The organism is Polaromonas sp. AER18D-145, assembly GCF_002379095.1.
GTDB lineage: Bacteria > Pseudomonadota > Gammaproteobacteria > Burkholderiales > Burkholderiaceae_C > Polaromonas.
This window is the reverse complement of the sequence record NZ_NBZV01000013.1, coordinates 75,225-94,344: the sequence shown is the minus strand read 5'-3', so window position 1 is coordinate 94,344 and position 19,120 is coordinate 75,225. Positions and strand designations below refer to the sequence as shown.

Genomic DNA, 19,120 nt, shown 5'->3' with positions numbered 1-19,120 from the left:
CCAATTCCACGAACTCGCGTTTGGTGTCCATCAGGTCTCTCGGTTGCCAGGGCATGTGCTTCTCCTTGCGCCAATGGCGCTGAAGAAGTGTTTCCTATGTCTCCGAACACCTGTTTCGTATGTGTCCAGTCCATACAGGCGACGCAAAAGAAAAGTGAGTTGCCGCCGGGCAACCCCCGGCTTGCTGGCCAACCACGAACGGTGGACGCAAAGAGGCTTCAAACCGAAAGAATCGAGACAGCGAAAAGTTGCTATTAATTAAATAGCTGCCTGCGCCCGCCACATCAAGGCTACAAGCCCAAAAGACTCCGGAAAATCAATCCACGCGAGCCCCGGAAGCCTTCACCACCTTCTCATACTTGGCCAGCTCGCTTTTCATGAAAGCGCCAAACTGTTCCGGTGAACTCGCCACCGGCTCGGCCAGCAGCGCGGCAAAGCGGGTTTTGGCTTCCGGCGAATTGAGGGCGGCGACAAAGGCCTGGTTCAGTTTGGCGATCACGTCTTTCGGTGTCGCCGCCGGGGCCACCAGACCCCACCAGGTGTCGATGGCAAAACCCTTGAGTGTTTCTGCCACGGCCGGCACCTCGGGCAACGCTGCGCTGCGCTTTTCGGTGGTCACGGCCAGCGCCTTGAGTTTGCCGGCCTTGATGTTGGCGGAGGCGGTTGCAAGGTTGTCGAAGTTGAAATCGACCTGGCCACTGAGCAGTGCGAGCTGGGCCGGGTTGCCGCCGTTATAGGGAATGTGCAGCGCAAAAATGCCGGCTTCCTTCTTGAACATCTCGCCGGCCAGGTGGCCCGCGCTGCCGTTGCCGCCGCTGGCGTAGTTGAGTTTGCCCGGATTGACCTTGGCATAGGCGATCAGGTCCGCCAGTGTGTTGATGTTCAGGCGTTTGGCGGTGTCGGCGTTCATGACCAGCACGTTCGGCACGCGCAGCATCTGCGTGATGGGCGCAAAGTCGGTGGCCGCGTTGTACGGCATCTTGCCGTAAAGCCACGGATTGATGGCGTGGGTGGCCACGGCGGCAATGCCGATGGTCAGGCCGTCAGGCGCGGCTTTGGCCACCACATCGGCGCCGATGTTGCCGCCGCCACCGGGGCGGTTTTCAATGATCACGGTGCCCAGGGTGTCCTTGACGCGCTCGGCCATGAGGCGCGCGGTCACGTCGATCGGGCCGCCGGGGGCATACGGCACGATGATGCGCATGACCTTGGGCTGCGCGACGGCAAGGGTGGACGACAGGGCCAGCACGGCGATGGAGGCCGCGGCCAGCGCGCGGGCTGCGAAAAAAGGGAGGCAAGATGTTTTCATGGCCCTGATTGTGACAAAACCGGGAACCGGGGTGACCGTGGCATTCCCTATTGATCCGGCCCTATGAAATATGAACCGTTCGCCCTGAGCTTGTCGAAGGGTTTCGACAAGCTCAACCCGAACGGAAATTAATACATCATCGGGCCGGATCAATAGTTCATGCGCCAGGGCGCATGCTGGTCATTGAAGTGCCGCCAGCCCGTTCGTCCGGAGCCTGCGGAAGGATCGTCACAATTCAAACAGGCTTCGACAGGCTCAGCCCGAAAGGTTGGAATCAGATGGCGCTATGAATTAAATAGCTGCTTGCACCCACCACACAAGGGCCAGACGCACAAAATCCCTGAAGAATCACTCCCCCAGATAAGCCGCCCTCACCCGCGGATCATCCAGCAAGGCCTTCGCCTCGCCATTCATCGTGACCAGGCCCGACTCCATGACATAACCGCGGTCGGCAATGCCCAGGGCCCGGCTGGCGTTCTGTTCGACCAGCAGCACGGTGACGCCCTGCGCCGACACGTCCCTGACGACTTCAAAAATCTTGTCGACCATGATCGGACTCAGGCCCATGGAAGGCTCATCCAGCAGCAAGACGCGGGGACGGCTCATGAGCGCGCGCCCCATGGCCAGCATCTGCTGTTCGCCGCCGGACATGGTGCCGGCGAGCTGGTCCTTGCGTTCGCGCAGGCGCGGAAACAGCGTAAACATCTTTTCCATGTCAGCAGCGATTTCGGACTTGTCGTTGCGGATGTAGGCGCCCATCTGCAGGTTTTCCGTGATGGTCATGCGGGTGAACACGCCGCGGCCTTCCGGCACCATGGCCAGACCTTCCTTGACCAGGTCCCAGGCGCCTTGGCCCTTGATGCTTTTGCCCAGGTATTCGATGTCGCCGTCGAGCAGCGGCTGCGTGCCGGTGATGGCTTTCATGGTGGTGGTCTTGCCGGCGCCATTGGAGCCGATCAGCGTGACCAGTTCACCCTCCTTGACTTCGAAATCGACGCCCTTGACCGCCTGGATGCCGCCGTAAGCCACTTTGAGGCCGGTGACTTTGAGCAGGGTGGTATGACTTGTGGTGGCCATGTTCTTGATTTCCTTCAATGACCTGTGCCCAGATAGGCGGTGATCACTTTTTCATTTTTCTGCACCTCGGAAGGCGGGCCTTCGGCAATCTGCTTGCCGTAATCGAGCACGGTGACGCGATCGCACAGGCCCATGACGAGCTTGACGTCGTGCTCGATCAGCAGGATGGTCCGGTTGTCCTTGCGGATCTGGTCGATCAGCTCGCGCAGCTGTACCTTCTCGGTGGCGTTCATGCCGGCGGCAGGTTCGTCGAGAGCAATCAGCTGCGGGTCGGTTGCGAGTGCCCGCGCGATCTCGAGGCGGCGCTGGTCGCCGTAGCTCAGCGTGCGTGCCTTGTAGTCGGCGTATTTGCCGATGCCCACGTAGTCGAGCAGCTCCTGCGCGCGTTTGGAGATGGCCGCTTCCTCGGCCTTGAAACCCGGCGTGCGAAACACCGCGCCGATCAGGCCCGATTTGGTGCGGATGTGGCGCCCCACCATGACGTTTTCGAGCGCCGTCATGTCGGCAAACAGGCGGATGTTCTGGAAGGTGCGCGCAATGCCGGCTTTGGCCACTTCGTGTACGGCCGAAGGTTTGTAGGGCTTGCCGGCCAGCTCGAAAGTGCCGCTGTCGGGCGTGTACAGCCCGGTCAGCACATTGAAGAAGGTGGTTTTGCCGGCGCCGTTGGGGCCGATCAGGCCGTAGACCTGGCCGCGCTCGATATGGATACCGACATCGCTGAGGGCCTGCAGGCCGCCAAAACGTTTGGAGACGCCGGAGACTTTGAGAATGGTTTCGCTCATGGCCTTGCCCTTATTTGCCGTTGCCGGTGTTGACCAGCGATTTGCCATGGTCGGGCGCCGGCCACAGGCCGCGCGGCCTGGACAGCATGATGGTGATCATGGCCAGCGCAATCAGCAGCTGGCGCAGGATGGCGGAGTCGAGGCGGCCGCCGGTCATGGCCTGCAGTGGCCCGGCCACGTGGCGCAGCACTTCCGGCAGTGCGGCCAGCAGCAGTGCACCGAGAATGACACCCGGCAGGTGGCCGATGCCGCCCAGCACCACCATGGCCACAATCATGACCGACTCCATCAGGCTGAAGGACTCGGGCGAGACAAAACCCTGGAAGGCGGCAAACATGGAGCCGGACACGCCACCAAACGTGGCCCCCATGCCAAAGGCCAGCAGCTTCAGGTTGCGGGTGTTGATGCCCATGGCCTTGGCCGCGATCTCGTCTTCGCGAATCGCCATCCAGGCGCGGCCGATGCGCGAGTTTTCAAGCCGGTGGCAAATGACCACCGAAACAATCACCAGCACCAGAAAGAGGTAGTAGTACATCGAGACCGAGGTGACCTCGATGCCGAAAAAGCTGTGGGTCTTGCCCAGGTCAAAGCCGAAAAACTTCATCGAGTCGATCTGGCTGATGCCTTTGGGCCCGTTGGTCAGGTTGATCGGGCGGTCCAGGTTGTTCAGGAAGACGCGGATGATTTCGCCAAAACCCAGCGTGACGATGGCCAGGTAGTCGCCGCGCAGCTTCAGCGTGGGCGCACCCAGGAGGATGCCGAAAAACCCGGCGATCCCGGCCGCCAGCGGGATGATGGCCCAGATAGGCAGGTGCAGGCCATTCGGGAAATTGGCAGCAATGAACGGGAAGGCATCAGACAGGTGTGGCGAAGCGAGCAACGCATACAAATAGGCGCCCACCGCAAAAAAGGCGACGTAACCCAGGTCCAGCAGGCCGGCGTAACCCACCACGATGTTCAGGCCCAGGGCCAGCAGGACATACAGCAGGGCCATGTCGACAATGCGCACCCAGGCGTTGCCGCCCTGTTGCAGCAGCAGGGGCAGCACCAGCAGTGCCGCCGCGACGATGAGAAAAGTGACGATTTTTTTGGTTTTCATCGAAGTTCTCCTAAGCCCTGTCCGCCACACGTTCCCCGAGCAGCCCTGAAGGCCGCAGCGTGAGCACAAAAATAAGCACGATAAAGGCGAAGATGTCCGAATACTGGCTGCCCAGCACACCGCCGGTCAGCGGGCCAATGTAGCCGGCACCGATGGCTTCGATCAGCCCCAGCAGAATGCCGCCCAGCACCGCACCGCCGAGGTTGCCGATGCCGCCGAACACCGCGGCGGTGAAGGCCTTGAGGCCGGGCAAAAAACCCATGGTGTGCTGCACCGTGCCATAGTTGGAGGCGTACATCACGCCGGCCAGCGCCGCGAGCACGGCGCCGATGATGAAGGTGGCAGAGATGACGGTGTCGGGTTTGACCCCCATCAGGGCGGCCACGCGCGGGTTCTCGGCGGTCGCGCGCATCGCCCGGCCCAGCCGCGTGTAGTTGACCAGGTACATCAGGATGGACAGCGAGACGGCGGTGGCAGCCAGGATGAAGATTTGCGTGACGGTGATCACGGCGCCGCCGATTTGCAGCGGCTCGGACGGCAGCAGGGTCGGGTAAGGCTTGTAGTTGGGCTTCCAGATGATCATGGCCAGGGTCTGCAGCAGGATGGACATGCCGATGGCGGTGATCAGGGGCGCCAGCTTGGGCGAGTTGCGCAGCGGCCGGTAGGCGATTTTTTCAATCGCAAAATTGAGCGCGCCGCACACCACGAAGGCGATCAGCAGCGAGATCACCAGGATGATCCAGCCCGGCGTGCCCGGCATGGCTTCCTGCATCCAGACGATGATGGTCCAGCTTGTCAGCGCACCCACCATCAGCACCTCGCCGTGCGCGAAGTTGATCAGGTTGATGATGCCGTACACCATGGTGTAGCCCAGGGCGACCAGGGCATACATGCTGCCCAGCACCAGCCCGTTGATGATCTGCTGAAGCAAAACTTCCATAACTCACTCTCCCGATTGGTTGAAATTGTCAACTCCGCCTGGCGGCCACGAACCTCCTGGGATCACCATGAGGCCGCGTGAGTTAACAAAAAGCCCGCCTATCAACACCAGATGAGAACTGGATTGGGTGGCGAGCTAATCCGCAAATTGTAGCCATGCGTCTCTAGCGAGAAACGGGCCAGCAAGCCGGTTTTCGCGGGGTTTACCCTTGAGAAACCGTATTTATCGAACCGGATCAGGCTTTATCAGCAGGTTTTGTTTTTCATTAGTTTTTCTGCTTGTTCATCGCCTTCAGCTCATTCAACTTATCGGCAATCCTGATCTCCAGGCCCCGGCTCACCGGACGGTAAAACACCGGCACCGGCATGCCGTCGGGGAAGTAGCTTTCGCCAGCGGCAAAACCGCCCTCCTCGTCATGGGCATAACGGTAGTTTTTGCCGTAGTCGAGGTCTTTCATCAGCTGGGTCGGCGCATTGCGCAAGTGCAGCGGCACCGGCCGGGTGCCGTCCTTTTTCACCAGTGACTTGGCCTCGTTGAAGGCCTTGTACACCGCATTGGACTTGGGGGCGATGGCCAGATAGACCACACATTCGGCCAGCGCCAGCTCGCCCTCGGGCGAACCCAGGCGCTCGTAGACCTCGGCGGCGTCCAGCGCCAGCCGCAGCGCACGCGGGTCGGCCAGGCCGATGTCTTCGCTGGCCATGCGGATCAGGCGCCGCGCCATGTATTTGGGCTCGGCACCGCCGTCGAGCATGCGCACCAGCCAGTACAGCGCAGCGTCCGGGTCGGAGCCGCGCACCGACTTGTGCAGCGCCGAGATCGTGTCATAGAACTGCTCGCCGCCCTTGTCGTAGCGGCGCATGCGTTCGCCCAGCACCTTGAGCAGCCAGGGCGCCGTGACCTCCAGGCTGCCGCCCTTTTTCTCGCGCTGGGCCGCCACGTTGAGCGACTCCAGCGTGTTGAGCAGGCGACGGGCATCGCCGTCGGCATAGGCCACGAGCTGGTCGGCAGCCTCGGTCGCTATGTTTTTGATAGCTGGCAGCGCTCTCTCGGCAAGGACCCTGGCGATGATTTGCTTGAGATCTTCCTCGCCCAGGGGCTGCAGCACATACACCGCCGCGCGTGACAGCAAGGCGGAGTTGACTTCAAACGAGGGGTTCTCGGTGGTCGCACCGATGAAGGTGAACAGGCCGCTTTCCACATGCGGCAGGAACGCATCCTGCTGGCTCTTGTTGAAGCGGTGCACCTCGTCGACAAACACGATGGTGCGTTTGCCACCCTGCCCCTGCCAGATGCTGGCCTGCTCGACCGCTTCACGGATTTCCTTGACACCGCCCAACACGGCCGAAATGGTGATGAAGTGGGCATCGAAACTGCTGGCCATCAAGCGCGCGATCGTGGTCTTGCCGACGCCGGGCGGGCCCCACAGGATGCAGCTGTGGGGCTGACCCGATTCAAAGGCAATGCGCAGCGGCATGTCCTCGCCGAGCAGGTGCTGCTGGCCAATCACCTCACCGAGGTTTTTTGGGCGCAGCCGTTCGGCCAGCGGGGCCGCCGCCCGGGCCTCGGCATCCTGCCCGAAAGGGGTCCCGTCAAGAGAGGCCATGTATCTTCTTCTGTTTTTCTATTGGCGAATCACGTCCGCGCCGGCGGGCGGTTTGAACTGGAAACCGCTGGCGCCCAGAGCCGGGTTGACCTCGAACTGGCTGAAGGTCATCACCGAACGCTGGCCGAAGCTGTCGAGGATTTCCAGCACGGCCAGCTCGCTGCCCTTGCCGGTGTTCCTGAAACCGACGGTGATGTTTTGCACCTGGCCGTCCTTGGTCTTGGGTGTGGCCTGCACCCACTCCAGGCCGTTTCTGTCGGGCTGCGGCACCAGGGTGAAATCGGCCTGCAAGGCCTTGATGTCTGCCGCCGCCGCGATCACGGCCGCGGGCGTGCCGCTGAGCACCTGCGTGAGCTTGCGGGCGGTGACCTGGTTCAGGTCCACGTCGTGCAGCCACAGGGTCTGACCGTCGGACACGATGCTTTGCTCAAACGGTTTTTTGTAGACAAACTTGAAGCGGTTGGGGCGCAAAAATTCGAAGCTGCCACTGGAGGTTTTTGTCTTGGCGGTCTGCCCTTCGCGTGCCGGGCTGGTCACCACCTGGGTGAAAACGGCCCGTCCGCTTTTTGTGTTCTTGACAAATGCCTCCAGGCTTTCCAGGCCATTGGCGGTGCTCACCTGCGCGCTGGCAGCGACGGCAAAAACGGCAAAGAGGCCGGCCAGTGTGGCCCGGAATGCGCCGGCCAGGGGACGGCGGGCGGTGGCGGAAAATCGGAGGGAATGGGTCATGGCAAATAGAGGGGTAAGCCCCGTTGGGTGAACAGTGCTTGTGGGACTCAAGCGGCGGGCATTGGTTGCCTGAACAATGTATCGCCCCGGTAAATCCCCTGCTGTCGTCATTCGGCGCGTGCGGGCACCAGAATTTCGCGCTGTCCGCTGCCCGACATGGCGCTGATCATGCCCGCTTTCTCCATCTCTTCGAGCATGCGGGCGGCCCGGTTGTAACCGATCTTGAGGTGGCGCTGCACCAGCGAAATCGACGCCTTGCGGTTTTTCAGCACGATCTCGACCGCCTGGTCGTACATCGGGTCCTTGTCGCCCTCGCTGCCGCCGTTGCCATCCCCCAGCAGGTCACCCTCGCCGTCCACCGTGCCGCCCTCGAGCACGCCGTCAATGTAGTTGGGTTGGCCCTGTTGCTTCAGGTAGGCGACGACGCGGTGCACCTCGTCGTCGCTGACAAAGGCGCCGTGTACGCGGACCGGAAAACCAGTGCCGCTCGGCATGTACAGCATGTCGCCCATGCCCAACAGCGCTTCGGCGCCCATCTGGTCAAGAATGGTGCGGCTGTCGATCTTGCTGCTGACCTGGAAGGACAGTCGCGTCGGGATGTTGGCCTTGATCAGGCCGGTGATCACGTCCACGCTGGGGCGCTGGGTGGCCAGCACCAGGTGGATGCCGGCGGCGCGCGCCTTTTGCGCGAGCCGGGCGATCAGCTCCTCGATCTTCTTGCCGACCACCATCATCAGGTCGGCCAGCTCGTCGATCACGACCACGATGTAGGGCAGGCGCTCCAGTGGCTCGGGCTGCTCCGGCGTCAGGCTGAAGGGGTTGTAGATGAACTCGCCACGCGCCTTGGCGTCGTCGATCTTGACGTTGTAGCCGGCCAGGTTGCGCACGCCCATCTTGCTCATCAGCTTGTAGCGCTTTTCCATCTCGGCCACGCACCAGTTCAGGCCGTGCGCGGCCTGGCGCATGTCGGTGACCACGGGGGCCAGCAGATGCGGAATGCCTTCGTAGACACTCATCTCCAGCATCTTCGGGTCGATCAGCAGCAGGCGCACATCGCGCGCATCAGCCTTGTAGAGCAGGCTCAGGATCATCGCGTTGATACCCACCGACTTGCCGGAGCCGGTGGTGCCGGCCACCAGGCAGTGCGGCATCTTGGCGAGGTCGGCCACCACCGGCGCGCCGCTGATGTCCTTGCCCAGGCCGATCGTCAGCATGGATTTGGCTTCGTTGTAGACCTGTGAACCCAGAATTTCGCTGAGCTTGATGGACTGGCGTTTGGCATTGGGCAACTCCAGCGCCATGTAGTTTTTGCCGGGAATGGTCTCGATCACGCGGATGGACACCAGGCTGAGCGCGCGCGCCAGGTCCTTGGCCAGATTGACGATCTGCGCGCCCTTGACGCCGGTGGCGGGTTCGATCTCGTACCGCGTGATGACCGGGCCGGGCGCGGCCGCCACAACACGCACCTCGACGCCGAAGTCCTTGAGTTTTTTCTCGATCAGCCGCGAGGTCATCTCCAGCGTTTCGGGCGCCACGGTTTCCTGACGTGTCAGCGCGCCGTCCAGCAGGTCTACCTGCGGCAGCTTGGAGTCGGGCATTTCACTGAACAGCGGTTTTTGCCGCTCCTTGGCCACCCGCTCGCTTTTGGGAATCTCGGCCAGTGTCGGCTCGATCAGCACCGGGACCGGATGATGCTCCTCGATCTCGATGCGTTCTTCGTGCAGGATTTCCTCGCGCTCGCGGGCTGCGACGCGGCCCACGGCCAGATCCTCGGCCATCTCGCGTTTTTCGCGGCGCGACTCGATCAGCTCGTCAATCCAGGCGCCTAAGCGCTGGGCCGTGCGGGCCCAGGAAAAAGAAAACACCACTGACACCGCAATCACACCGACAGCAATCCAGACCAGGCCGGAGCCGGTAAACCCCAACCACTTCACGCCGGCAGGGCCCGCCAGGTAACCCAGCACCCCGCCCGCATGACCGGGCAGCCTGAATTCAAAGCGATACAGCCGCGACCATTCGAGCGCCGTGCTGGCCAGCAGCAGCAAGGCCAGGCAGGACCAGAACCTGACCCGGTCAAACGCCGTGCTGGAAGCGGGCTGGCTGCGCAGGCCACGCGCCAGCGAACCCAGCCAGGCACGAACACCTGCCGCCAGCGCCCACCAGACGGAAAAACCAAACAGGAAATAGCTGGCATCGGCCAGGTGCGCGCCCAGGCGTCCGCCCCAGTTGCGGGTGACGGCGTCGCCGGCCTTGAGCGCGCTGGCCGCTTCGCTGCTGCCCGTGGTGGACCAGGCCGCGTCCTGCGGCGAATAGCTGAGCAGGGCACCGAGCCAGAAAACCAGCGCGAGCAGGCCCAGGATCAGGCTGACTTCATGCGCAAAGCGTTTCACGCCGCCTGCGGGACCGGTGGCGGAAGAGGTTCTGGAGTTCAGGGTGTCAAGCGAATAAGTCATAGGGCAAGCACTGAGCTTACCTCAGTTAACCAAGCCTGCATGACGCAAAAAGGTGACAGAAAAACTGCTGTCAGCCCAGGGTATTGAGCCTGTCCTTGACCCACATTGAGCCATCGGCGCGGGTCTCGATAAAGCCGCGCTCTTCCAGGTCTTTCATCACGCGGCTGACCATCTCGCGCGAGGCCCCGACCATTTTGGCCAGGTCCTGGCGCGAGACCTTTTCGCGGATCACGGTGTTGCCCTCGCGGTCCGGCACCGCGGACTCCAGCAAGGCCCTGGCCACGCGGCCGTAGACATCCATCAGGGCCAGCGATTCGATCTTGCGGTCGGCATGGCGCAGGCGCTGCACCAGGCCTTTCATGACCGCATAGGCCATGGAACTGTTTTCGGGCAGGCAGCGGGCAAACTCCGGCCGGCCCACCACCAGCACGTCGGTCTGGACTTCGGTGCGCACGGTGGCCGAATGCGGTTCGTTGTCGATCAGACTCATCTCGCCGACATAGTCGCCCGGGTGCAGGGTGGCCAGGATCACCTCCCGCCCGCGCGCATCGGTGGTCACGACGCGCGCCCGCCCGGTCAGGAGGATGGCCAGGGCGTTGGACTTCTTGCCCTGCTCGACAATGGCTTCACCGCGTTTGTAGCGGCGCTTGATCACCGCCTGGGCCACCGATTCGGCCTGGCTGGTCGTCAGCATCGAGAACAGGGGCACCCGACGAATCAGTTCAAGGTTAGACACCATCGTAGACATGACAAACTTCTCCAGACCACGCCACTCAAGAATCCAAAAGTCCGCCGACGCCCCGGGAAGCGGCCCCGGCTGATGCAAACTTCTGGAACGGGTTCTTACAATAGCGTGTGTTGTGCCAACTATTTCCGCCCACCAGGGGTTTTAAACCCTGTGGTCAGCCCCGACTCTAACTGAGTCCAAATGCTTTCCCCTACAGATTTTCACCATGCGACATTCTAAAGTTCTCATTCTGGGGTCTGGCCCCGCAGGCTACACGGCAGCTGTTTATGCCGCGCGCGCCAACCTCAACCCGGTGCTGATCACCGGCATCGCGCAGGGGGGACAGCTGATGACCACCACGGACGTGGACAACTGGCCGGCCGATCCACTGGGCGTGCAGGGCCCGGCACTGATGCAGCGCTTTCTGGAACACGCCGAGCGTTTCAAGACAGAAATCATCTTCGACCATATCAACAAGGTCGATTTCAGCCAGCGCCCCTTCACGCTGACCGGCGACAGCGGCACCTACACCTGCGACGCGCTGATCATTGCCACCGGTGCTTCCGCCAAGTACCTGGGCCTGGACTCCGAAACCGCCTTCATGGGCCGGGGCGTGTCGGGTTGCGCGACCTGCGACGGTTTTTTCTACCGCGACCAGGAAGTCTGTGTGGTCGGCGGCGGCAACACCGCGGTGGAAGAGGCCCTGTACCTGTCCAACATTGCCAGCAAGGTCTATCTGGTCCACCGGCGCGACAAGTTCAAGGCCGAAGCCATCCTGATCGACAAGCTCCACGAAAAAGTGGCCGCCGGCAAGATTGTGCTGAAGCTGCACCAGACACTCGATGAGGTGCTGGGGGATGCGGCCGGCGTCAATGGCGTGCGCCTCAAGAACACGGAAACCGGTGCCACCGAAGATCTCCCCGTTCAGGGCTGCTTCATCGCCATCGGCCACCAGCCGAACACCGACATTTTTGCCGGCCAGCTGGACATGAAGGACGGCTACATCGTCACCCGGTCCGGCTTGCAGGGTTTTGCCACCATGACCAGCGTGCCCGGCGTCTTTGCCGCCGGCGACGTGCAGGACCATGTCTATCGCCAGGCCATCACGAGTGCGGGCACCGGCTGCATGGCGGCCCTCGACGCCCAGCGTTTTCTGGAACAGAGCTAGAGCCCCCACGCTTGTCGCTTCGCGTACTGCGCTGCCCCCCGAGGGGGCGCTGCGCCTGCGGACCGGCGAAGCCGGATCCGCGGCCCTGGCTGGGTTGGAGAGCCTTCGCGGACGTTCACTTCTTAACCGATCGTCCTGAGCATGTCGAAGGATGCCCCCCGAGGGGGCCGCTGCGCCTGCGGACCGGCCAAGCCGGATCCGCGGCCCCTGCTTGATTTTTTCTCGGGTGCGGCGGGCAATCAGGCTCTACACCTTCACCGCAGGAAACTTGAGACTTGAGGGCGGCTGGTTTTCAGGCTATAATCGCAGGCTTGGCTGAGTATCCGACGGGTGCCAGCATCCCTTTTTTTTTCTTTTTTTATACGGAGAGTGCTCATGGCACGCGTCTGTCAGGTTACGGGCAAAGGCCCGATGGTGGGAAACAACGTTTCTCACGCGAACAACAAAACCAAGCGTCGGTTTTTGCCTAATCTGCAATACCGCCGTTTCTGGGTCGAGACGGAAAACCGCTGGGTACGCCTGCGTACGTCCAGCGCCGGTTTGCGCCTTGTTGACAAGCTCGGCATCGACGCGGTCCTGGTGGACCTTCGTGCCCGCGGTGAAATCTAAGGAGAATCATCATGGCAAAAGGCGCACGCGAAAAAATCAAGCTGGAATCGACTGCCGGCACGGGTCACTTCTACACGACCACCAAAAACAAGAAGACCACACCTGACAAGATGCTGATCATGAAGTTTGATCCCAAGGCACGCAAACATGTGGAATACAAGGAAATCAAGCTGAAGTAATTCAGCCTGAACCTGCAGCACCCAGTGCTGCACCATGAAAAAACCCGCCGGAACGCTGCGTTCCGGCGGGTTTTTTCATGGCCGTTCCGGTTTGCTCCGGCGCAGCCATGGATCATTAAAGGCAGGATCCGCAAGGCCTCCTCGCGGTGTCACAAGGCTGTCCAGCAGACAGAGGCAGGCACCCGCCGGAGTGCTCACTATCGCCCCCCGCCCTTATTGATTGGCGACACCTGGGGCCCAAAGAAAAACCGCCTGGGCGCGAGGCACCGAGGCGGTTGGCAGCGCGAGGAGGCAAGCCCCCGACGGCGGAGAATCAGGCGCGGGCGGCGCGCAACTTCATCGAGAACTCCTGCAAGGCGGCAATGCCGCTTTCTTCAGCACGACGGCACCAGGCCTGCAAATCGGCGGCCAGCTGCTCGCGCGACGCCGACCTCGACAGCCACATCTGACGCAACTCTTCGCGCATGGTGACCATCTTGTCGAGCACCGGGTGCTCGGCACGGGCCTGCGCCACCTGGGGCTTGGCAGCGGCAGGAACCTTGTCATCGTCGCGATGCAACCAGCGGTTGGCCGCCTGCAGTACCGAGATGTCGGCCTTGCGGGCCTTGAGCGCCTCGATTTCAGCCTTGCCGGCGCGGCGCAGTTCACGCGCAAAGCCAGCCATCACCTCGTAACGGTGGGCAATCAGGGCTTCGAGGGTTTTCTCGTCAGCCACAGGCTGGATATCCCCGAGCTGAAGCCGGGGTGGCACCTTCTTGACCGTAGCCAGACCGACTTTTTCCATGGCGCGGATGTACACCCAGCCAATGTCGAACTCGTAGGGCTTGACCGAGAACTTGGCCGAGGTGGGGTAGGTGTGGTGGTTGTTGTGCAGCTCTTCGCCGCCGATGATGATGCCCCAGGGCGACACATTGGTGCTGGCATCCGGTGCCTCGAAATTGCGGTAACCCCAGTAGTGGCCAATGCCATTGATGATGCCGGCGGCCGTCACGGGGATCCAGATCATCTGAACAGCCCAGACCGCCAGACCGGCTGCGCCGAACAAGGCCAGGTTGATGACCAGCATCAGGCCAACGCCCTGCCAGCTGTAACGGGTGTAGAGATTGCGCTCGATCCAGTCGTTTGGCGTGCCATGGCCGTACTTGACCATGGTTTCCTTGTTCTTGCTTTCAGCGCGGTACAGCTCGGCACCTTCCCAGAACACCTTCTTGATGCCGTAGGCCTGCGGGCTGTGCGGGTCTTCCGCCGTTTCGCATTTGGCGTGGTGCTTGCGGTGGATGGACACCCATTCCTTGGTGACCTGGCCGGTACCCAGCCAGAGCCAGAAACGGAAAAAATGCGAGGGGATGGCGTGCAGGTCCATTGCACGGTGCGCCTGGTGGCGGTGCAGATAAATCGTCACGCTGGCAATGGTGATGTGGGTCGTCACCAGTGTGTACAGCACAATTTGCCACCAGCTGGCGGCGAGCAAACCATTGGCCAGCCAGTCAAGGGCGGCATCAAACAAGACCATGAGAATCCTTTAAACAGTCACCAGCCACGCATACCAAAGTTATCTCCGGAGGCTGCGCCGGACAACTTTCCATTGTAATTGGGACCGTGCCAAACAGCAAGCCGGCGCACCCGCACCAAAAGCGATGGAAAACGGACAAAATTAACGATAAACAGGAAACGTCGGCTTATTCACCGCCTTTTCCCGCCAAAAAAATCAAGCCTTTTGCCACACTGCAGCAAAAAAGCCGTCCGTCTGATGCAGGTAGGGCCAAAGCCGCAGGTAGGGACCGCGGCACAGCGTTTCAGCCGCTTCCACCCCTAGATGGGTCAGCAACGGCCCGGTTTCAAGGACGGTGAATTCTTTATTCGCGGCGCTGAAGGCCTCGGCGATCGCCTCGTTTTCCTCGCGCAGGATGCTGCAGGTGGCGTAAACCAGCCGTCCGCCCGGCTTGAGCAGCCGTGCGGCGCTCTGCAAGATGGCGGTCTGCTTGGCGGTCAGCTCCTCGATGGCCTGGGGGTTGTGCCGCCATTTGAGGTCGGGGTTGCGGCGCAGGGTTCCCAGGCCCGAACACGGCGCATCGACCAGCACCCGGTCAATTTTGCCGGCCAGGCGCTTGATGCGCTCGTCGCGCTCGTGCGCGATGGCGACCGGGTGGACATTGGACAGGCCGCTGCGGGCCAGCCGCGGCTTGAGCGCATCGAGCCGGTGGCCCGAGGTGTCAAAGGCGTAGAGCCGGCCGGTGTTGCGCATGCTGGCGCCCAAGGCGAGCGTCTTGCCCCCTGCACCCGCGCAAAAGTCCACCACCATTTCCCCGCGTTTGGCATCGACCAGCAAGGCCAGCAACTGCGAGCCCTCGTCCTGCACCTCGATCGCGCCGCGAGTGAAGGCGTCGAGCTTGTTCAGCGCCGGTTTGCCGGCCAGCCGCAGGCCCCAAGGGGAATAAGGCGTTGCGACGGCCTTGATGCCGGCCTTGGCCAACTCCTTCTGGATGTCTGCCCGCTTGTCTTTCAGGGTGTTGACCCGCAGGTCCAGCCCTGCCGGCGCATTGAGGCTTTCCACCAGCGGCCAGAAATCGGCCCCAAGCTGGGCCTTGAGCGGCTCCACCAGCCATGCCGGCAGGTTGTGGCGGTGCGGCTCCATCAGGTCGTCCGGTTTGACCTGGTCGCAGCGCGACAGCCAGTCCTTTTCCTGGTCCGTCAGGGCGCCCAGCAGGAAATCGCGGTCCGCCGCAAAACCCAGAATGGCCAGGCGTCGCTCGGTCGGGCCGCTGCCGTGCTGGGCCAGGTAGGTATAGAGATTCTTTTTGCGCAAGACGCCGTAAATCGTCTCGGCCACGGTCGCGCGCTCGCGCGGGCCGAGGCGCTGCTCACGAAAATGGCGCGACACGACCATGTCGGCGGGGTGTTCAAATCGGAGGACCTGCTTGAGAAGCGTGGCACAACTGTCGAGTAAGGCGTTAGGATGCATGCCCCTATTGTCCCACCGCGGGCCCGCGGCGTGCCTTCTTGCATCTGGATGACCATGTCTGACGACCTCTCCCCGCTGATCACCACCCCGCCCGGCCTGTACCGCCATTACAAGGGCCTGTTGTATGAAGTGCTGGGCACCGCACGCCACAGCGAAACCCTCGAACCCCTGACGCTTTACCGCGCGCTGTATGGCGAACACGGCCTGTGGGTGCGACCGGCCGCGATGTTCAATGAAGAGGTCGACATCAACGGCGTGAGGCAACCCCGCTTTACACGTCAAGCCGGCTAAAAACACAAGCGGCCGCAGCGCAGGGCCGCCCCAAGCAAGGCCAGCCCCCGCGGGGGCAGCGTATTACACGCAGTGAAAAGCGTGGGGGCCTTAGCTGGTCAACGATAATCGTGGGTTATGTCCGAAACCTCCGAAATCGAAAAACAGGTCAAGCGCCGCCGCACGTTTGCCATCATCTCCCACCCTGACGCCGGCAAGACCACGCTGACCGAAAAGCTGCTGCTGTTCTCGGGTGCGATCCAGATCGCCGGCAGCGTCAAGGCGCGCAAGGCCGCGCGCCACGCCACCTCCGACTGGATGGAGATCGAAAAGCAGCGCGGGATCTCGGTGGCCAGCTCGGTCATGCAGATGGAGTACCGGGACTGCGTGATCAACCTGCTCGACACGCCCGGCCATCAGGACTTTTCGGAAGACACCTACCGCGTGCTGACCGCCGTCGATGCCGCGCTGATGGTGATTGACGCGGCCAACGGCGTCGAGCCGCAGACGCGGCGCCTGCTGCAGGTCTGCCGCGCGCGCAACACGCCCATCCTGACCTTTGTCAACAAGATGGACCGCGAGGTGCAGGACCCGATGAGCGTGATGGACGAGATCGAGCAGGAGCTCGGCATGACCGTTGTGCCCTTCACCTGGCCGGTCGGCATGGGCAAGCTGTTTCACGGCGTCTACGACCGGCGCGAAAAACGCATGCGTGTGTTCAGCCCCGGCGAGGACAAGGCCGGCGGCGACGATGAAATCCTGGCGGGCCTGGACAACGCGGAAGCGGCCCGGCGTTTTGGCGCCGAGTTCACCCAGGCGCAGGGCGAACTGGAACTGCTTGAAGGCGCCTCGCCGGAATTTGACCGCGCCGCGTTTCTCTCCGGCAAGCAGACGCCCATGTTTTTCGGTTCGGCCATCAACAACTTTGGCGTGCAGGAGGTGCTGGACGCGCTGGTGGACCTGGCGCCGGCGCCGGCTGATCGCACTGCCCTGCAGCGCGTGGTGCACCCGGAAGAAAAGAAATTCTCGGGCGTGGTCTTCAAGATCCAGGCCAACATGGACCCGGCGCACCGCGACCGCATCGCCTTTTTGCGTGTGGCCAGCGGCGAATTCACACGGGGCATGCGCCTGAAGGTGGTGCGCAGCGGCAAGGAAATCCGGCCCAACACCGTGGTGAGTTTCATGAGCCAGCGCCGCGAGCTGCTGGACACCGCTTTTGCCGGCGACATCATCGGCATTCCGAACCACGGCATCCTGCAGCTCGGCGACACGCTGACCGAAGGCGAGGCGCTGCAGTTCACCGGCCTGCCCTTTTTCGCGCCGGAAATGTTCCGCGCGGTCGAGGTCGCCGACCCGCTGCGCAGCAAGCAGCTGCGTGCCGGCCTGACCCAGCTCGGTGAAGAAGGCGCGATCCAGGTGTTCCGGCCGATTGCCGGCTCATTGCTGCTGCTGGGCGCCGTGGGCCAGCTGCAGTTTGAAGTGGTGGCGCACCGGCTAGAGCACGAATACGGCGTCAAGGCGCGCATCATGCCCAGCAACTTCAACCTCGCGCGCTGGGTCACCTGCGATGACCCGAACGAGTTGAAAAAATTCATCGACGCCAATGCACACCGCGTGGCGCTCGACGCCGTGGATGCGCCCACGCTGCTGGTGGACCACAGCGCCACCCTGCGTGCGGTGGAGCAGCAGTGGCCCAAGATCAGGTTCCACGCGCTGCGCGAACACGCGGGCCTGGTCTTCCAGTCGAAAATCTAGTCTTTTCGGCCTCCAGCCCAGCAGGGACGGGCGCAAGCAGCTATTGATTAAATAGCAGCTACGCCCTGTCCCGTCACTGCGCCTTGAGGAAATCGCCGACTTCCAGCAGGATCAGCTCGTTGTCGTCGGCCTTGTTGGGCTCGCGGCTGCTGGAAAACGGCAGGTTGTTGTCGTTGCCCACGATGATGTGCGTGGCATCGACCACGTCCACGTTTTCGATCGTGAAGAAGGGGAAGGTCAACACGCCATTGTTCAGCGGCTTGCGCGCCAGCTTGTTGGGGTCGGCAATCGCCATCAGGTCGATGTAGCCGATCTTGCGTACGGCGGCACCGACGTTGGCCTCGCTGAGCTCGATCTTGTAGACGCGCTTGAATTTGGCCAGGTCGTGGAAGCAGTTGCTGCTTTTCTGGCCTTCCGGGCAGGCCTTGTCGGCCGTGCCTTCGCCGTTGTCGCGCTCGATGATCAGGCCGGTCGTGCCGTCGATCATGTTGAAGTCGCCGATCGCGTGGCTGGCGCCTTCCAGCACGTACTTCCAGTGGCGGCCGGTCCACGATTCGCTTTTCACGTCGAACTCAAGCACGCGCAGGTAGTCCTTGCCGTCGAGCTTTTCATTGCCTTTGGTGGACGCATCCCACAAGGCGCCTTCCAGCAAGGCATACAGCTTGCTGCCGTCTTTCGAGGCGGCCATGCCTTCGTAGCCCTTGGAGCGGCGCACCTGGAAATCCACCGCGCCGCCGGGCACGCCCGGCGTGGTCACGGCCGGGTGATCGGGCGAACGCACCAGCTTGCCGTCCACCTGGGTTTCAAACACGGCCAGCACCTTGCCCTTCATGTCGGCCTTGATCAGGAAGGGGCCGAACTCGTCACCGATCCACAAGGCGCCGCCGGCGATCTGGAAGCTCTCGGTGTCGAAATCGCTGCCCGTCAGGTAGCGCTGCTTCGTGCCCTCGTGAACGATGCGAAACGGCACCTTCTTGTCCGGATCGTGCAGGAAAATCGTTTCCAGCCGCTTCATGCTGCCGCCCTTGAAGTCCACGGCGTAGCGGTTCAGGTAGAGCATGGAATCGGGTGAGTTGGCCTTGGCGCCCGAACCGTTGTCGGTCAGTATCCAGAAGCTGCCGTCGGGCATTTTCTTGATGCCGGAGTGGCCTTGCAGCGGCTGCCCCCGAAACGGCAGCGACACACCGGTGGGTCGGCCTGCCGACAGGCCCTCCACCGCGCCCAGGGTTTCGACCCGTTTGCCGGTGGTGAATTTCCCGGCGTTCTTCAGGTCCTGCGGCGCATCTTTCGGTGCGGCGATGAAAGACTGCGCGGGCATGACCACATGGCCGGCCAGGGTGGCCGGGAAGGCGGTCTGCGCATGCAGCGGTGCAACCAGCAGCGCGGCGGTCAGCGCGGGCAAAACCGACCGGACAAGCAGGCGACGGATTGGGGTGAGGCGGAAATAAGGCATGA

Annotated in this window: 17 protein-coding genes; 5 read left to right on the top strand and 12 right to left on the bottom strand. The window is 62.4% G+C overall.

Features of this window, described 5'->3' with window-relative positions; translation table 11 throughout:
* Nucleotides 1-316 precede the first annotated feature (316 nt).
* From B7G52_RS09160 to B7G52_RS09120, 9 genes are all read right to left on the bottom strand, one after another.
* Nucleotides 317-1,309, bottom strand: coding sequence for a tripartite tricarboxylate transporter substrate binding protein (locus B7G52_RS09160; RefSeq protein ID WP_096697295.1), 993 nt, complete (start codon nt 1,307-1,309; stop codon nt 317-319).
* Between the two features lie 348 nt (nt 1,310-1,657).
* Complete coding sequence (locus tag B7G52_RS09155; RefSeq protein WP_096697305.1) at nt 1,658-2,386, bottom strand: ABC transporter ATP-binding protein; 729 nt, start codon at nt 2,384-2,386, stop codon at nt 1,658-1,660.
* A gap of 14 nt (nt 2,387-2,400) precedes the next feature.
* Nucleotides 2,401-3,168, bottom strand: a complete 768-nt coding sequence (locus tag B7G52_RS09150) for an ABC transporter ATP-binding protein (RefSeq protein ID WP_096666533.1) — start codon at nt 3,166-3,168, stop codon at nt 2,401-2,403.
* Between the two features lie 10 nt (nt 3,169-3,178).
* The gene (locus tag B7G52_RS09145; RefSeq protein WP_096697294.1) at nt 3,179-4,267 is read right to left on the bottom strand and encodes an ABC transporter ATP-binding protein; all 1,089 of its coding nucleotides are present in this window, start codon (nt 4,265-4,267) and stop codon (nt 3,179-3,181) included.
* A 10-nt stretch (nt 4,268-4,277) separates the two neighbouring features.
* Nucleotides 4,278-5,207 (bottom strand): branched-chain amino acid ABC transporter permease, encoded by a 930-nt coding sequence (locus tag B7G52_RS09140; RefSeq protein WP_096666527.1) that lies wholly within the window; start codon nt 5,205-5,207, stop codon nt 4,278-4,280.
* A 265-nt stretch (nt 5,208-5,472) separates the two neighbouring features.
* Nucleotides 5,473-6,813, bottom strand: coding sequence for a replication-associated recombination protein A (locus B7G52_RS09135; protein ID WP_096697293.1), 1,341 nt, complete (start codon nt 6,811-6,813; stop codon nt 5,473-5,475).
* Between the two features lie 18 nt (nt 6,814-6,831).
* Nucleotides 6,832-7,476 carry an outer membrane lipoprotein chaperone LolA gene (gene lolA / locus B7G52_RS09130; RefSeq protein ID WP_371329007.1) on the bottom strand — a complete coding sequence of 215 codons (645 nt, stop codon included), beginning with the start codon at nt 7,474-7,476 and terminating at the stop codon, nt 6,832-6,834.
* A 173-nt stretch (nt 7,477-7,649) separates the two neighbouring features.
* Nucleotides 7,650-9,995 (bottom strand): DNA translocase FtsK, encoded by a 2,346-nt coding sequence (locus tag B7G52_RS09125; protein WP_096697291.1) that lies wholly within the window; start codon nt 9,993-9,995, stop codon nt 7,650-7,652.
* Between the two features lie 70 nt (nt 9,996-10,065).
* On the bottom strand, nt 10,066-10,743 hold the full coding sequence (locus tag B7G52_RS09120) for a Crp/Fnr family transcriptional regulator (RefSeq protein ID WP_096697290.1): 678 nt from the start codon (nt 10,741-10,743) through the stop codon (nt 10,066-10,068).
* Between the two features lie 205 nt (nt 10,744-10,948).
* Between B7G52_RS09120 and trxB the strand changes: the two genes are divergently transcribed.
* The 3 genes from trxB to rpmG all read left to right on the top strand — a co-directional run bounded on the left by trxB (nt 10,949) and on the right by rpmG (nt 12,678).
* On the top strand, nt 10,949-11,890 hold the full coding sequence (trxB, locus tag B7G52_RS09115; protein WP_371329006.1) for a thioredoxin-disulfide reductase: 942 nt from the start codon (nt 10,949-10,951) through the stop codon (nt 11,888-11,890).
* A 375-nt stretch (nt 11,891-12,265) separates the two neighbouring features.
* Nucleotides 12,266-12,499: a 50S ribosomal protein L28 gene (gene rpmB / locus B7G52_RS09110; protein ID WP_096666509.1), complete on the top strand. Its 234-nt coding sequence runs from the start codon at nt 12,266-12,268 to the stop codon at nt 12,497-12,499.
* A gap of 11 nt (nt 12,500-12,510) precedes the next feature.
* A complete protein-coding gene (rpmG, locus tag B7G52_RS09105) occupies nt 12,511-12,678 on the top strand; it encodes a 50S ribosomal protein L33 (protein WP_007863188.1) in 168 nt (55 codons plus the stop codon).
* A gap of 313 nt (nt 12,679-12,991) precedes the next feature.
* On the opposite strand, the gene B7G52_RS09100 is transcribed toward rpmG, so the two are convergent.
* Together B7G52_RS09100 and B7G52_RS09095 are read right to left on the bottom strand one after the other, a co-directional pair.
* Nucleotides 12,992-14,191, bottom strand: a complete 1,200-nt coding sequence (locus tag B7G52_RS09100) for a fatty acid desaturase (RefSeq protein WP_096697288.1) — start codon at nt 14,189-14,191, stop codon at nt 12,992-12,994.
* A gap of 195 nt (nt 14,192-14,386) precedes the next feature.
* A complete protein-coding gene (locus B7G52_RS09095) occupies nt 14,387-15,640 on the bottom strand; it encodes an RsmB/NOP family class I SAM-dependent RNA methyltransferase (protein WP_096697287.1) in 1,254 nt (417 codons plus the stop codon).
* 54 nt (nt 15,641-15,694) lie between these two features.
* Between B7G52_RS09095 and B7G52_RS09090 the strand changes: the two genes are divergently transcribed.
* A complete protein-coding gene (locus tag B7G52_RS09090) occupies nt 15,695-15,931 on the top strand; it encodes a DUF1653 domain-containing protein (RefSeq protein ID WP_371329005.1) in 237 nt (78 codons plus the stop codon).
* 117 nt (nt 15,932-16,048) lie between these two features.
* The gene (locus B7G52_RS09085; protein WP_096697286.1) at nt 16,049-17,665 is read left to right on the top strand and encodes a peptide chain release factor 3; all 1,617 of its coding nucleotides are present in this window, start codon (nt 16,049-16,051) and stop codon (nt 17,663-17,665) included.
* Between the two features lie 73 nt (nt 17,666-17,738).
* Here B7G52_RS09085 and B7G52_RS09080 read toward each other — a convergent pair whose 3' ends face one another.
* Nucleotides 17,739-19,118, bottom strand: a complete 1,380-nt coding sequence (locus B7G52_RS09080) for an esterase-like activity of phytase family protein (protein WP_096697285.1) — start codon at nt 19,116-19,118, stop codon at nt 17,739-17,741.
* Between the last annotated feature and the right edge of the window lie 2 nt (nt 19,119-19,120).

Excerpts from the sequence above, each read along its gene's own strand:
- B7G52_RS09080 (WP_096697285.1), bottom strand. The coding sequence starts at position 19,118 with ATGCCTTATTTCCGCCTCACCCCAATCCGTCGCCTGCTTGTCCGGTCG.
- B7G52_RS09140 (WP_096666527.1), bottom strand. The coding sequence starts at position 5,207 with ATGGAAGTTTTGCTTCAGCAGATCATCAACGGGCTGGTGCTGGGCAGC.
- B7G52_RS09100 (WP_096697288.1), bottom strand. The coding sequence starts at position 14,191 with ATGGTCTTGTTTGATGCCGCCCTTGACTGGCTGGCCAATGGTTTGCTC.
- B7G52_RS09120 (WP_096697290.1), bottom strand. The coding sequence starts at position 10,743 with ATGTCTACGATGGTGTCTAACCTTGAACTGATTCGTCGGGTGCCCCTG.
- rpmG (WP_007863188.1), top strand. The coding sequence starts at position 12,511 with ATGGCAAAAGGCGCACGCGAAAAAATCAAGCTGGAATCGACTGCCGGC.
- B7G52_RS09155 (WP_096697305.1), bottom strand. The coding sequence starts at position 2,386 with ATGGCCACCACAAGTCATACCACCCTGCTCAAAGTCACCGGCCTCAAA.
- trxB (WP_371329006.1), top strand. The coding sequence starts at position 10,949 with ATGCGACATTCTAAAGTTCTCATTCTGGGGTCTGGCCCCGCAGGCTAC.
- B7G52_RS09095 (WP_096697287.1), bottom strand. The coding sequence starts at position 15,640 with ATGCATCCTAACGCCTTACTCGACAGTTGTGCCACGCTTCTCAAGCAG.
- B7G52_RS09160 (WP_096697295.1), bottom strand. The coding sequence starts at position 1,309 with ATGAAAACATCTTGCCTCCCTTTTTTCGCAGCCCGCGCGCTGGCCGCG.
- rpmB (WP_096666509.1), top strand. The coding sequence starts at position 12,266 with ATGGCACGCGTCTGTCAGGTTACGGGCAAAGGCCCGATGGTGGGAAAC.
- B7G52_RS09085 (WP_096697286.1), top strand. The coding sequence starts at position 16,049 with ATGTCCGAAACCTCCGAAATCGAAAAACAGGTCAAGCGCCGCCGCACG.
- B7G52_RS09145 (WP_096697294.1), bottom strand. The coding sequence starts at position 4,267 with ATGAAAACCAAAAAAATCGTCACTTTTCTCATCGTCGCGGCGGCACTG.
- B7G52_RS09090 (WP_371329005.1), top strand. The coding sequence starts at position 15,695 with ATGTCTGACGACCTCTCCCCGCTGATCACCACCCCGCCCGGCCTGTAC.
- B7G52_RS09135 (WP_096697293.1), bottom strand. The coding sequence starts at position 6,813 with ATGGCCTCTCTTGACGGGACCCCTTTCGGGCAGGATGCCGAGGCCCGG.
- B7G52_RS09150 (WP_096666533.1), bottom strand. The coding sequence starts at position 3,168 with ATGAGCGAAACCATTCTCAAAGTCTCCGGCGTCTCCAAACGTTTTGGC.
- B7G52_RS09125 (WP_096697291.1), bottom strand. The coding sequence starts at position 9,995 with ATGACTTATTCGCTTGACACCCTGAACTCCAGAACCTCTTCCGCCACC.